The sequence below is a fragment of the Faecalibacterium sp. I3-3-33 genome, from assembly GCF_023347295.1.
Classification (GTDB): domain Bacteria; phylum Bacillota; class Clostridia; order Oscillospirales; family Ruminococcaceae; genus Faecalibacterium.
Genome location: NZ_CP094469.1, coordinates 2,623,693 through 2,637,458, shown reverse-complemented (window position 1 = coordinate 2,637,458; position 13,766 = coordinate 2,623,693). Strand labels below are relative to the sequence as shown.

The 13,766-nt window shown below is 57.9% G+C and carries 10 protein-coding genes; 9 read left to right on the top strand and 1 reads right to left on the bottom strand.

From position 1 onward, the window contains the following. Positions 1–276 precede the first annotated feature (276 nt). From rplM to MTP39_RS12345, 8 genes are all read left to right on the top strand, one after another. Positions 277–705: a 50S ribosomal protein L13 gene (gene rplM / locus MTP39_RS12380; RefSeq protein ID WP_249240752.1), complete on the top strand. Its 429-nt coding sequence runs from the start codon at positions 277–279 to the stop codon at positions 703–705. Between the two features lie 17 nt (positions 706–722). Next, the gene (rpsI, locus tag MTP39_RS12375) at positions 723–1,121 is read left to right on the top strand and encodes a 30S ribosomal protein S9 (RefSeq protein WP_005921092.1); all 399 of its coding nucleotides are present in this window, start codon (positions 723–725) and stop codon (positions 1,119–1,121) included. 493 nt (positions 1,122–1,614) lie between these two features. Then, positions 1,615–2,907 (top strand): adenylosuccinate synthase, encoded by a 1,293-nt coding sequence (locus MTP39_RS12370; RefSeq protein WP_249240751.1) that lies wholly within the window; start codon positions 1,615–1,617, stop codon positions 2,905–2,907. Between the two features lie 47 nt (positions 2,908–2,954). Next, positions 2,955–3,857, top strand: a complete 903-nt coding sequence (locus MTP39_RS12365) for a DegV family protein (RefSeq protein WP_249240750.1) — start codon at positions 2,955–2,957, stop codon at positions 3,855–3,857. Between the two features lie 352 nt (positions 3,858–4,209). Continuing rightward, positions 4,210–6,315 carry a diguanylate cyclase gene (locus MTP39_RS12360; protein WP_249240749.1) on the top strand — a complete coding sequence of 702 codons (2,106 nt, stop codon included), beginning with the start codon at positions 4,210–4,212 and terminating at the stop codon, positions 6,313–6,315. Positions 6,316–6,332: 17 nt separating this feature from the next. Continuing rightward, entirely contained in the window at positions 6,333–7,160 is an 828-nt protein-coding gene (locus MTP39_RS12355; RefSeq protein ID WP_249240748.1) for a substrate-binding periplasmic protein, read from the top strand. Further along, the gene (locus MTP39_RS14125) at positions 7,150–8,220 is read left to right on the top strand and encodes a hypothetical protein (RefSeq protein WP_249240747.1); all 1,071 of its coding nucleotides are present in this window, start codon (positions 7,150–7,152) and stop codon (positions 8,218–8,220) included. Before MTP39_RS12355 ends, MTP39_RS14125 begins: the two co-directional genes overlap by 11 nt. Further along, on the top strand, positions 8,217–9,728 hold the full coding sequence (locus MTP39_RS12345) for a response regulator (protein ID WP_249240746.1): 1,512 nt from the start codon (positions 8,217–8,219) through the stop codon (positions 9,726–9,728). The genes MTP39_RS14125 and MTP39_RS12345 overlap by 4 nt, the downstream gene beginning before the upstream one ends. Before the next feature lie 845 nt (positions 9,729–10,573). On the opposite strand, the gene eno is transcribed toward MTP39_RS12345, so the two are convergent. Further along, positions 10,574–11,860, bottom strand: a complete 1,287-nt coding sequence (gene eno, locus MTP39_RS12340; protein ID WP_249240745.1) for a phosphopyruvate hydratase — start codon at positions 11,858–11,860, stop codon at positions 10,574–10,576. Between the two features lie 365 nt (positions 11,861–12,225). Here eno and MTP39_RS12335 point away from each other — a divergent pair, with 365 nt between their 5' ends. Continuing rightward, positions 12,226–13,647, top strand: coding sequence for an MATE family efflux transporter (locus tag MTP39_RS12335; RefSeq protein ID WP_249240744.1), 1,422 nt, complete (start codon positions 12,226–12,228; stop codon positions 13,645–13,647). Positions 13,648–13,766: the final 119 nt, after the last annotated feature.

Sequence of the window (13,766 nt, the reverse complement as noted above, 5' to 3'; positions counted from 1 at the left end):
GCCGCCCATATCCTTTATAGTATACCACAACCACGGCGGGATTTGTAGCGGGCAAATAGCAAAAATATGCCGGTGCGGGCAAAAAACTTTTGCAAAAATCGAAATTCAGAAATCAAGAGAATTTGAGAGAAAATAAGCGATTTTAAGAGTTTCAAAAATTTCCGCTGAAAAAATCCAAAAATCATGTTGACAGGCGCGTTTTTGTGTTGTATACTGACACTCGCGCCCCAAAAGGGTGCCTGAAACGTACAAAAAGCTTATCAGGAGGAAATAGATATGAGCACTACTCTCGTAAAGCCCGCTGAAGTCGAGCGTAAGTGGTACCTGCTCGACGCTACCGGCAAGAGCCTGGGCCACGTCGCTGCTGAGGCCGCTGTTCTGCTGCGCGGCAAGCAGAAGGTCGATTACACCCCCAACGTTGACTGCGGCGATTTCGTGGTTGTCATCAACTGCGACAAGGCTGTTCTGACCGGCAAGAAGGCCGAGCAGAAGTTCCACATCACCCACAGCAAGTACATCGGCGGCCTGAAGAAGGTCCAGTACAGCAAGCTGATGGCTGAGAACAGCGATCTGGCTATGACCTACGCTGTCAAGGGCATGATCCCTTCCAACACCATCGGTGCTAAGGCTCTGACCCGCCTGCACTGCTACCAGGGTGCCGAGCACGCTCACGCTGCTCAGAAGCCCGAGAAGATCGAGTTCTAAGAAGGAGGCAATCGAATATGTACGAAACCAAACCTTATTTCTACGGCACTGGTCGTCGTAAGGATTCCGTTGCCCGCGTTCGCGTTTACACCGGCACCGGTAAGATCACCATCAACGATCGTGATATCGACAACTACTTCGGTCTGGAGACCCTGAAGCTGATCGTCCGTTCTCCGCTGGTCCTGCTGGGCCTGGAGGGCAAGTATGACGTCGTCGTCCGCGTTTCCGGCGGCGGTGTTTCCGGTCAGGCTGGCGCTATCCGTCACGGCCTGAGCCGCGCCCTGCTGCAGCAGAGCGATGAGAACCGTCCTGTGCTGAAGAAGGCTGGCTTCCTGACCCGCGATCCTCGTATGAAGGAGCGTAAGAAGTACGGTCTGAAGGCTGCACGTCGTGCTCCCCAGTTCTCCAAGCGCTGATTATATCTCAGTATGCACTTTTACGGCTCTGCTTCGGCAGAGCCGTTTTTTGTTGCCCTTTTCCCGGAGAACTGGGGAGCACGACTGCGCATCTCCGGCGGTTGCCCCGCAAGGGGCGAGCCGGAGGCGCTTATAAATCTTTGCTCAAGCATCGCGTGCAGGGCTGTGCCCTGCCAGCGATGCTCCCCAGTTCAGCAAGCGCTGATTATATCTCAGTATGCACTTTTACGGCTCTGCTTCGGCAGAGCCGTTTTTTGTTGCCCTTTTCCCGGAGAACTGGGGGGCACAGCTGAGAACGTGATCTTAAAGAGGGAATCCGCCGCAAAAAGGTGCGTTCCCCCTTTTTTTGCGCGGCAGACTGTGCTATACTATAATTGCATTGGTGCGTGCCGCAAGGGCAGCAAACCGGTGCGTTTTACCCAAGGTAGCGTATCCCGGGCAAGGTGCACGGAAAAGGCTGTCTTTTGAAAAAAGGATAAAGAGGTCATTTATTATGCTTACTGCAATTACGGGTATCAACTGGGGCGATGAGGGCAAGGGCCGCATGGTCGACCTGATCAGCCAGGAGTACGACATCGTTGCACGGTATCAGGGCGGCAACAACGCAGGCCATACCGTTAAAAACGAGCGTGGCAAGTTCGTGCTGAACCTGCTGCCCTCCGGCATCCTGCGCCCCAACGTCGTCTGCGTTATGGGCAACGGTATGGTCATCGACCCGCATCATCTGGACGGCGAGATCAATAAGCTGCGCGAGCAGGGCATTGCGATCACCCCGGCGAACCTGAAGATCTCCGACCGCGCAACCATCACCATGCCCTACCATGTGGAGCAGGATGGTCTGGAGGAGGCACGCCTGTCCAAGACCGGCGCACAGTTCGGCTCCACCAAGCGCGGCATTGCCTACGCTTACGGCGACAAGTACATGAAAAAGACCCTGCGCATGGGCGACCTGCTGCATCTGGACGACGCCGTGAAGAAGCGTCTGGTCACCATGGTGGATTCCAAGAATCTGGTCATGGAGGGCAGCTACAACGCTTCCCCCATCAGCGTGGACGAGATGTGGGCATGGCTCGAAAAGTATGCCGCCATCTTCAAGGACTATATCTGCGATGTGGGTCAGTATCTGGCCGATGCCGATGCAGCCGGCAAGAAGGTGCTGTTTGAGGCACAGCTGGGCGCACTGCGCGATATCGACTTTGGCATCTACCCCTACACCACCTCCTCCAACGTCATCGGTGCTTATGCGCCCATCGGTGCCGGCATCCCCGGCCACAAGCTGCACAACTCCATCGGCGTCATGAAGGCCTACTCCTCCTGCGTGGGTGACGGCCCCTTCGCCGCCGAGCTGGCTATGACCGAGGAAGAGAAGCACGCCCTGCGTGAGGCCGGCCACGAGTATGGCGCAGCCACCGGCCGTCCCCGCCGCGTGGGCCCCATCGATCTGGTGGCAAGCCGCTACGGCGTGTTCTGCCAGGGCTGCGACGAGGTCGCCCTGACCCTGCTGGACGTGCTGGACTACATGGAAAAGATCCCCATGGTCACTGCCTACAAGCTGACCGACGGCACCACTACCACCCGCTTCCCCATGGGTGAGGCACTGGATACCGCACAGCCTGTGGTGGAGTACCTGCCCGGCTGGCACTGCGATATCACCGCAGCCCGCAAGTGGGAGGACCTGCCCCAGCAGGCCCGCGATTATGTGGAGTATCTGGAAAAGGCTGTGGGCTGCAAGATCACCTATATCTCGGTGGGCGCAGAGCGCGAGGCCTACATCCACCGCGGCTGAGCTGCCGCCAAAAGCAGCCCCGAGTTTCAGAAAAGGAAGCGTCACAGATGTTTGATATCATTACCGACAGCGCCTGCGACCTGACGCTGGACACCGCCAAGCAGCTTGGCATTGAGGTCGTGCCCTTTTATGTATCGCTGGACGGCGAGCATTACCGCAAGGAAGGGCTGGAGATCCCTGTGCGGGACTTCTATCAGTTCATGGTAGATAACCCGGCGGCCTATCCCAAGACCAGTCTGGCCTCCATCGAGGACTTTGAAAAGGCCTTCCGCGCACACGCCGAGGCGGGTCGGGCGGTATTGTGTCTGGTGTTCACCGGCAAGATGAGCGGCTGCGTGGGCAGCGCCCGCAACGCCCGGGATCTGGTGCTGGAGGACTACCCCGATGCCCGCATCGAGGTCATCGACTCTGCCGCCGCCACGGTCACCGAATCCACCATGGTGGAAAACGCCGTGGCCATGCGGGACGCAGGCTGCACCTTGGATGAAACCGTGACTTGGCTGGAGGCCGAAAAATCCACCAACCAGATCTTCTTCACCGTGGGTGATCTGGATTACCTCATCAAGGGCGGGCGCATCGGCAAGGTGACCGGCCGCGCCGCCAATATGCTGGGCCTGAAACCCATGATCCTGTTCAAGGACGGCGAGATCTTCTCCGGCGGCGTAGCCCGCGGCCGACAGAAGAGCTTTGAAAAGGCACTGGAACAGCTGATGAACTATCTGGATGCCCACGGCGGCACCCCGGACGACTACCGCATCACGGTGGGCTACGGCTACGATGCCGATGAGGGCAAGCGTTTGTGGATGCAGACCCGCGCCGCCCTGCGCGCCAAGTACCCCGGCGCACAGTGTGAGGTAGGACTGTTGCAGATCGGCTGCACCATCGCGGTGCACACCGGCCCCTATGCACTGGGCATGGGCGTCATGCGCCGCTGGAAAAAGCAGGGCTGATAGAAAACAGAAGAAAACGGATAAAAAGAGATGGACTTTCTCGGAAGGGAAGGTCTATCTCTTTTTTTGTTGCAGGCTGAAACTGTAACGAACCGGATACAACAAGAACGGCTTTTTCAGGCAGGGGGGAGCCCGCTGCCCTTATAACTTTTTTTATGCGCCTTACTTGCCGTTCTGTTGGCAAAATTGGCAAAAAATGCTTGCATCTAGGCGGTTTTGATGATAAAATTACACTGTTACAGTACGCCCAAAATCGGGGCATCATAGGAAGGTAAATTTGTAAATTGCGGCAACAGGGTGTACCGCGTGCTGCCAAGGTGCGGTGCGCGGAGAAAAAGGCAGGAAAGGTAAAATGGAAACAGGCGAGACAATAAAAAAAGGATTTCTGCGGCTGGAACGCTATGCACAGAATATACCGGGCGGCTTCCATTGCTGCGCAGAGGATCCTGAAAACGGCTATCCCTTTATTTATATCAGCGACCGTTTTCTGGAGATACTGGGGTGGGAGCGGGAAGAATTTGCGGCAAAGTTCGATAACCGATACACCGCGCTGGTGCACCCGGATGATCTGGAAAGCGGGCTGCGCTACCGGAACGCGGAAAACAGCGCGGCCTACGCGGAAAACGGTGACAGCATCTTCCGGCTGTTGGGCAAAAACGGCTACCGCTGGGTCTCCAACGCGGCCAACCGGGTGGAATGGTACGGCAAAGGCTATATCGTGAGCACGATCACGGATATCACCCCCTATGTGGAACTGCGGGAAAAGCTGGAACAGCAGAGCCGTGCCCAGAAGGAAGCGCTGGAAAACGCTAACCATAACCTGTTGCGGATGATGCAGCAGATGGAGGAGCAAAAAGCGCGGTTTGCCCAGACCGCCGCCCGGAATATGGAAAAAGAAAAGCACTACCGGCAGCGGCTGAACCATGACGCCCTGACTGGCACCTACAACCGCCGCTATTACGAGGAAGTGGTGCGTAATAACATCGGCCCGGCGGGCATCGCCCTGATGGATATCGACGATTTCAAGATCTGCAACGATACCTACGGCCACCACGCCGGAGATCTGGCGCTGGAAACCGTTGCAAAGGTTGTCCGCAGCTGCATCCGGGAAACAGATCTGCTGATCCGCTACGGCGGCGATGAGTTCTTGCTGGTGCTGCCCGGCATCCCGGCAGATTACCTCAAGACAAAGCTGGAGCAGATCCGCGATGCAGTGCAAAAGGCTGTGGTGTCGGGCTACCCTCACTTCCGGCTTTCGCTGAGCATCGGCGGCGCGATGCAGACCCTTGCCGACCCCATGGAGAACGTGGTGCGCCGGGCAGACCTTTTGATGTATCAGGCCAAGAATCACAAGGACGCGGTGGCGGTGGACACACAGGACAGCCAGCTGGCTGCACAGAAGGATGTCTTAGGGGAAAAGCCCGTCATCCTGCTGGTGGATGATTCCCTGATGAACCGCATGATGCTGGCCAGTATTCTGGGCGAGGACTACCGTATTCTGGAAGCCGGGAACGGCAAACAGTGTCTGGATCTGCTGCGGGCAAAGGCGGGGCAGATCTCGCTGGTGCTGCTGGATATCAACATGCCGGTCATGGACGGCTTTGAGGTGCTGCGCACCATGAACACCAACCACACCATCGAGGATGTGCCGGTGATCATGATCTCCAGCGACGACTCGGAGGAAGCCATCCGCAAAGCCTACGAGCTGGGCGCAAGTGACTACGTCAACCGCCCCTTTGACGCCAAGATCGTCTACCGCCGGGTGTCCAACACCATCAAGCTGTACGCCAAGCAGCGGCGGCTGGTGCAGATGGTCTCCGACCAGATCCGCGCCCGCGAAAAGAACACCGATGTGCTGGTGGGCGTGCTGAGCCAGATCGTGGAGTTCCGCAACGGCGAGTCCGGCTCCCATGTGCGGCACATCCGCACTATCACCGAGACGCTGCTGCACCGGCTGATAGAGCTGACCAACCACTACGACCTGACCCCCGAACAGCAGGATAACATCCCGCTGGCCTCGGCGCTGCACGATATCGGTAAGATCGGCATTGACGAAGCCATCCTGAATAAACCCGGCAAGCTGACCGCAGAGGAATTTTCGGTGATCAAGACCCACAGTATGCTGGGCGCAGAGATGCTGCAAAAGACCGAAAGCTTTGCGGATCAGCCGCTGTTGCAGACCGCCTACGAGATCGCCCGCTGGCACCACGAGCGCTGGGACGGCAGGGGATACCCGGACGGGCTGAAAGGGGACGATATCCCCATCAGCGCGCAGCTGGTCTCCATGGCAGATGTGTATGACGCGCTGACCAGCGAGCGGTGCTACAAAAAGGCTTTCCCGCACGAGACCGCCGTTCAGATGATCACGAACGGTGAATGCGGCGCGTTCAACCCGCTGCTGACACAGTGCCTGCTGGATGTGCAGGGAGAACTGAAACAGGAAATTTTACAATGGTAATGTGAGGACAACTACGCGTGACAAAACAGCGATCCAACCATAAAATACCCCGCCGCACCTTTTTAAAGGTGTGCGCGGCGGCAGCGGCAGCCGGGCTGACCGCTTGCGGCAAAACGCAGGCGGCGGCAGCGCTGCCCGAGCTTACGGTGGGCAGCGATAACTACCCGCCTTTTATCTACATGAACAATGACAGCACGCCCACCGGCATTGATGTGGACATTGCCACCGAGGCCTTTGCCCGCATGGGGTATGCGGTACGGTTTGAAATCATTGACTGGGAGCAGAAAACCAATCTGGTGGAAAGCGGTGCTATCGACTGCATCTGGGGCTGCTTTTCCATGAACGGGCGGGAGCAGCTGTACCGCTGGGCAGGGCCGTATATGGTCAGCCGTCAGGTGGTGGCGGTCAATGCCAACAGCGGCATTGAAACGCTTGCCGACCTTGCAGGCAAGACCATGATGGTGCAAAGCACCACCAAGCCGGAGGAAATTTTCCTCGCCGGCACCGACCCCCGCATCCCGCAGTTTGGTGAACTGCTGAGCACCGAGGACCGCAGCGTGCAGTACGCCATGCTGAACTGCGGCTATGTGGACGCCATTGCCGCCCACGAGACCGCCATTTTGCAGTATATGCAGGATTGCAATGCCAACTTCCGCATTCTGGAGGAGCCGCTGCTGGTCACCGGCATCGGCGTGGCCTTTGCACTGAACGACACCCGCGGGCTGGATGAAAAACTGACCGAGACCTTTGCCGCCATGCGCGCCGACGGCACGATGAAGCAGATCGTGGGCAAATATCTGCCGGACCCGGAAAAGTATCTGGAGGTGGACGCCCTTGAACCGTAACAAGAAAACGTTCACGCCCAATATGCGGGTGGCGGCGCTCTATCTGCTGATGGGCGTGCTGCTTTTGCTGGCAGTCACCCTCTTCTCCGGGCAGGAGTCCATGCGCGCTACCGAGGAATACTTTGACCGCACCATCAACTTTGTAAAGGTGCAGTCCACCAGCTACGAAAAATACAACGATACCATCACCGCAAAGTCGCTGCGCCGGATGGCAGTGTCGGTGCGGCAGCTGGCTGAAAATGACGCTTTGGATATTTGCGACCCCGAAGCCCTCCGGGCAGAAACGGAGTCTCTCTGGCTTACCGGCATTGCTGTGCTGGACGAAAATGGAGAATTACTGTGTGAATATACAGATAATAATATCAGCTATGCGCAGTTTGCGGAATCTCTGCGGGAGCAAGCCGCGCTGAACGTGCTGCAAAACCCGCAAAAGACCTACCTCAAGCGCATTCTGTTACAGGATGGTACAGCGGTGGATGTTGCCACCCGCCGCGCCGCAGCAGGGGACGCCGTGCTGCTGGCGTACCGGGTGACCCCGCCGGAGTTTGTGGAGGGCGCAGCCCCGTCCATCCAAAGCGTGCTGGACGGCTACCCGAAGAACATCAGCGGCACCATCTTTATCGTGCAGGACAACAAGGTGATCGCTGCAAATGACCCGAGCCTCATCGGACGGTACGCCACGAGCAGTCCGCTGGTGCAGGGCATCCGCAAGGCCGGTGCGCCCGACATTCTGACCCACACCCGCGACTGGGCAAATTCCGGCTGCTATTTCGGGATGTACAGCAACGGACAGAATTTTGACCTGTATCTCTATATCAACGAAAAAGCGGTGTTCCGCAATTCCAGCAGCGCACTGCTGACGGCACTGATCTTCTATCTGATCTGCGTGGCAGTGCTGCAAACGCTGCGCCGCCGCTCTATGAAGCTTGCGGAGCAGCAAAAAAGGAGCAGGAGCAGAAGTACCACGCCCAGCTGGAGGAACAGAACCGCAAGCTGGAGCTTGCCGTCCGGCACGAGGCAGCGGCGAACCGCGCCAAGCGGGAGTTTTTGTTCAACATGAGCCACGACATCCGCACCCCGATGAACGCCATCATCGGCTTCACCTCGCTGGCGGCGACCCATGTTGATAATAAGGAACAGGTGCTGGACTACCTGAAAAAGATCTCTACCTCCAGCCAGCACCTGCTTTCCCTCATCAACGACGTGCTGGACATGAGCCGCATCGAGAGCGGAAAGGTAAAGATCGAGGAAAAGACGGTGCATCTGCCGGATCTCGTGCACGATGTACGCTCCATCATCCAGCCCAACATCAGCTCCAAGCGGCTGTCGCTGTTCATCGACACCATGGACGTGGTGGACGAGGACATCATCACCGACCCGCTGCGGTTGAATCAGGTGCTGCTGAACATCCTTTCCAATGCCATCAAGTTCACCCCCACCGGCGGTATGGTGAGCATCCGTATCGCCCAGAAGCCCGGTGCGCCCAAGGGCTGCGGCAACTACGAATTCCGCATCAAGGATAACGGCATCGGCATCAACAAGGAGTTCCAGAAGCATATCTTTGAGGAGTTCACCCGAGAGGAAAGCTCCACCGTCAGCGGCATTCAGGGCACGGGTCTGGGGCTTTCCATCACCAAGAATATCGTAGACCTGATGGGCGGCACCATCGCCCTTGAAAGCGAACCGGGCAAGGGCAGCGAGTTCATCGTGAATCTCTGCTTCCCCCTCAGCGGGCAGAAGGTAGAAATCAAACAGCTGCCCCAGCTGGAAGGGCTGCGGGCACTGGTGGCAGACGACGACACCAACACCTGTCTGAGCGTCAGCACCATGCTTTCCAAGATCGGCATGCGCCCGGAGTGGACCATCTCCGGCAAGGAAGCGGTCATCCGCACCAAATACGCCGTGGAGCAGGGCGATGCCTTCAGCGTGTATATCATCGACTGGCTCATCCCGGATATGAACGGCATCGAGATCGTGCGGCAGATCCGCAAGGTCATCGGGGACAGCTGCCCCATCATCATTCTGACCGCCTACGACTGGGCGGATATCGAGGAGGAGGCGCGCGCCGCCGGTGTGACCGCCTTCTGCGAAAAGCCGCTGTTCCTCTCGGAGCTGCGCAAGGTGCTGGCAGAGCCCTTCCGGGTGCAGCCGGCGCAGACGCCCGCCCCGCAGCCCAAGGCAGACTTCAGCGGTAAGCGCCTGCTGCTGGTGGAGGATAACGCCCTGAACCGGGAAATCGCCGTGGAGATCTTAAAGGAAGCGGGCTTCCTTGTGGACACCGCCGAGGACGGCGTTGAAGCAGTGGAAAAGATGGAGCATTCCGCACCCGGGCAGTACGACCTGATCTTGATGGACATCCAGATGCCCCGGATGGATGGCTACGAAGCCGCCCGGCGCATCCGCGCCCTGCCCGACCCCCGCAAGGCGGGCATCCCCATTTTTGCCATGACCGCCAACGCCTTTGAGGAGGACCGGCAGAACGCCCTGAATGCGGGCATGAACGGCCATATCGCAAAGCCGCTGGATATCCCGCACCTGATGAAGGTGCTGGAAGAAGCGCTGCAATAAGACTCTCTCAGGCAAAGCCTTACGGCTTTGTCAGCTCCCCCTCGGGGGAGCTTTTTTGTTTCTGCCGGTCAGCGCTTGAGCGAGTTCAGCCCGGCGGGGCATTCCAATCTGTCCCGCGCAGCAAAAAAAGCCGCCGCACAAAAAGTGCAGCGGCTTTGCGGGGTATCACATCACAGCCAGCGCTCAGAGATGATCCACCACATACCGGGCAGGTTGATCCGACCCAGCAGATGCTCCAATACGATCAGCATGGTATTCTCCTTTCAGACCGTCCGTTTCAGCCGAATAGCCCCTTCAGTAAAAACAGAAGCAGCTTAGTCAAGCTGCCGCCGCCCAAAAGGTTGAGCAGCGGCCCAAGGCCTTGAAACATGGAAGGGTTGCTCCTTTCGTTTCATTCCGTCCCGGCGGCTGCCGGGTGCCGGTCTGCCTTGTATACGAACCAGCCCGCCGCAGGATTGCAAATGCTGTGGTGGTAAATATTGGAAAGACGATTGAAAATGGCCTCCGCGTGCGCTTTGGCCATCCTTCAAGGAATATTGTTTATATTTCGCGTTTGTCGCGGCCTGCGGGAACTTGTCGGGGCAAAGCCCCTCCATCTGCTCACGCAGACCGCTCCGCCGCTTAAAAGCCCCACTGGGGCTTTCATTGCTACGCAACCGCGGCCTACTCCAAACGCACTTTCACAGAAGGAGTCACAATGGGAAGCAGCTGCCGTTTGCCTTTACGCCTTTCCTGTGAAAAGGGTACACCGGAGCGTCCGCAGACGCTCCGGTGTACCGAATTATAAATATTATTTCCGCTGAAAATGCCCAAAGCAGCGCGGAGGGCATTCCAAATCGTCTTACTTAAAATGCTTCCATGCCGGGGTAGACGGCGCTTTCGCCCAGCTGCTCCTCAATGCGCAGCAGCTGGTTGTACTTTGCCACACGCTCGGTGCGGCTGGGCGCGCCGGTCTTGATCTGGCAGGTGTTCAGCGCCACAGCCAAGTCTGCAATGGTGGTGTCCTCGGTCTCGCCGGAGCGGTGGGAGCTGATGGCGTTGTAACCGGCCTTGTGTGCCATCTTGATGGCCTCCAAGGTCTCGGAGACAGAGCCGATCTGGTTCAGCTTGATCAGGATGGCGTTGCCCGCACCCAGCTGGATGCCCTTTGCCAGACGCTCGGTATTGGTCACGAACAGGTCGTCGCCCACCAGCTGCACCTTGCCGCCCAGCTCGCGGGTCATCTGCTGCCAGCCTTCCCAGTCCTCTTCGTCCAGACCGTCCTCGATGGAGATAATGGGGTACTTTTCCACAAGGCTCTTCCAGTGCGCGATCAGCTCGGCAGAGGTGAACTCGGTGCCCGCCTTGGGCAGCTTGTAGAAGCCCTTGCCCTTGGGGCTCTTCCACTCGGAGGCGGCGGCGTCCATTGCCAGCATAAAGTCCTTGCCCGGAACATAGCCCGCCTTTTCGATGGCAGCCAGAATGGTCTCGATGGTCTCCTCATCGCTGGAAAGGTTGGGCGCAAAGCCGCCCTCGTCGCCCACGGAGGTAGCCAGCCCCTTGGACTTCAGGATAGCAGCCAGTGCATGGAACACCTCGGCGCACCAGCGCAGCGCTTCTTTAAAGGAGGGTGCACCCACCGGCATGATCATGAACTCCTGCGTGTCCACGGTGTTGGTGGCGTGTGCGCCGCCGTTCAGGATGTTCATCATGGGCACGGGCAGACGGTTGCCGTTTACGCCGCCCAGAAACCGGTACAGCGGCATTTCCAGCGAAGCGGCAGCTGCGCGGCAGGCTGCAATGGACACTGCCAGAATGGCGTTTGCGCCCAGATTGGACTTATCCTTGGTGCCGTCTGCTTTGATCATGGCGGCGTCGATGGCGTAGATGTCGGAGGCATCCATGCCCACAACGGCGTCCGCGATGACCGTGTTGATGTTTTCCACCGCCTTGGTCACGCCCTTGCCCAGATAGCGGCTCTTGTCGCCGTCCCGCAGTTCCAGCGCCTCAAACTCGCCGGTGGATGCACCGGAAGGGGCGCAGCCGCGCGCCACAGTGCCGTCTGCCAGCGTGATCTCGGCTTCCACGGTGGGGTTGCCGCGGGAGTCTAAAATCTCGCGGCCTACAACAGATTCAATTTCCAGATAATTCATCTTGAAACCCTCCTGAATATCATTTTCCCTCCCATACCGCCCGGACGGGCAGACGGGGAACTGCTCTATTTTGGATAGTTATATCTAACTAACCATTCATATCCTACCACGCTTTGCGCCCCGGCGCAAGAGCCGGTGCGGATGTTTGCAGCCCTAAATTTTTAACAAGGACGCAAACCGCCGTGGAAAACCCGTTTACAGTCTGCCCCTTTGCGGCAGCGGGGATGCACTATGACTGCCATGTAAATTTCGTATGGCAGATATACCAAAAATTCTCTTTACTTTTTGGTGGTTCGGTTCTATACTGGTTGCGGCGTTTACGCTGTTTTTCCATTTATAGGTCGTTATAGAGGAGGATTTTTGCAATGAATAAGGATCTGACGGTGGGCAAGCCGTCACAGGTATTGTGGCAATTCTGTCTGCCCATGTTCGGCAGCATCATTTTCCAGCAGCTGTATAACATCGCCGACAGTCTGGTGGCGGGCAAGTTCATCGGCGAGAACGCACTGGCTGCGGTGGGCAACAGCTACGAGATCACCCTGATCTTCATCGCCTTTGCCTTTGGCTGCAACATCGGCTGCTCGGTCATCGTGTCCCGCTACTTCGGCGCAAAGGAATACGGTGAGATGAAGACCTCGGTCTACACCTCCCTCATCGGCTCTGCGGTGCTGTGCGCCGTGCTGATGGGCATCGGTCTGTTTGGCTGCGATGCCCTGCTGGAGCTCATCAACACCCCGGAGGAGATCCTTGCGGGCTCTGCGCTGTATCTGGACATCTACGTTCTGGGCCTGCCCTTCATGTTCTTCTACAACATTGCCACCGGCATCTTCTCTGCCCTTGGCGACAGCAAGACCCCCTTCTACTTCCTTGCGGTCTCGTCTTTGTCCAACATCGGCGTGGATATCCTGTTCGTCGCCGGTTTTAAGATGGGCATTGCCGGTGTGGCATGGGCTACCTTCCTGTGTCAGGGCGTCAGCTGCGTGCTGGCCATGGTGGTGGTGTTCCGCCGCATCCGCGCCTTCCGCACCGAGGGTCATGTGCAGCTGTTCTCGTGGAATATGCTGGGCAAGGTGGCCGTGGTGGCTGTGCCCAGCATTCTGCAGCAGAGCTTTGTCTCGGTGGGCAACATCATCCTGCAGAGCATCATCAACACCTTTGGCGCCAGCGTCATTGCAGGCTATTCTGCCGCCGTCAAGCTGAACAACATGGTCATTACCTCCTTTACCACCTTGGGCAACGGCATCTCCAACTACACCTCCCAGAACATGGGCGCAGGCAAGATGGACCGCGTCAAGGAAGGCTTTGGCGCAGGCCGCAATCTGGTGTGGCTGCTGTGCGTGCCGCTGGTGGTGCTGTACTTCTTCTTTGGCCGCTTCCTGCTGCTGCTGTTCATGAACGACCCGCAGGGCCCCGCCATTGACACCGGTATGCTGTTTTTGCGCATCCTCTCTCCCTTCTACTTTGTGGTGTCGGTCAAGCTGGTAGCAGACGGCATCCTGCGCGGCTGCGGCCTGATGGTACGGTTTATGATCGCCACCTTCACCGACCTGATCCTGCGCGTGGGCATTGCCGCCGTTCTCAGCGCCACCGCGCTGGGCTCCACCGGTATCTGGATGGCATGGCCTGTGGGCTGGTGCATCGGCACGGCGCTTTCCATGGTGTTCTACGTCACCGCCATCCGCAAGGCACTGGCAGAGCCGGTGGCTGTTGCCGAGGCCGAGGGACAAGCCGCAGAGATCCGCGCCGAGGCCGAATTTGCCGCCGACGCCGAGATGGAGACCCTGTAACCTTTTTGCAACTTGTGAATCTGTTTCATGTCACAGATAAACAAAATGAACAATTTGAAATAGTGCACAAAATCGCGCTTTAATTTTTGTATAAAGTATCAACAAAGCCGAGAAAATGC

Bases quoted from the DNA above. Each gene is read 5' to 3' on its own strand.
- MTP39_RS12345 (WP_249240746.1), top strand. From the start codon at position 8,217: ATGAGCCACGACATCCGCACCCCGATGAACGCCATCATCGGCTTCACC.
- MTP39_RS12370 (WP_249240751.1), top strand. From the start codon at position 1,615: ATGCTTACTGCAATTACGGGTATCAACTGGGGCGATGAGGGCAAGGGC.
- MTP39_RS12335 (WP_249240744.1), top strand. From the start codon at position 12,226: ATGAATAAGGATCTGACGGTGGGCAAGCCGTCACAGGTATTGTGGCAA.
- MTP39_RS12365 (WP_249240750.1), top strand. From the start codon at position 2,955: ATGTTTGATATCATTACCGACAGCGCCTGCGACCTGACGCTGGACACC.
- rplM (WP_249240752.1), top strand. From the start codon at position 277: ATGAGCACTACTCTCGTAAAGCCCGCTGAAGTCGAGCGTAAGTGGTAC.
- eno (WP_249240745.1), bottom strand. From the start codon at position 11,860: ATGAATTATCTGGAAATTGAATCTGTTGTAGGCCGCGAGATTTTAGAC.
- MTP39_RS12360 (WP_249240749.1), top strand. From the start codon at position 4,210: ATGGAAACAGGCGAGACAATAAAAAAAGGATTTCTGCGGCTGGAACGC.
- rpsI (WP_005921092.1), top strand. From the start codon at position 723: ATGTACGAAACCAAACCTTATTTCTACGGCACTGGTCGTCGTAAGGAT.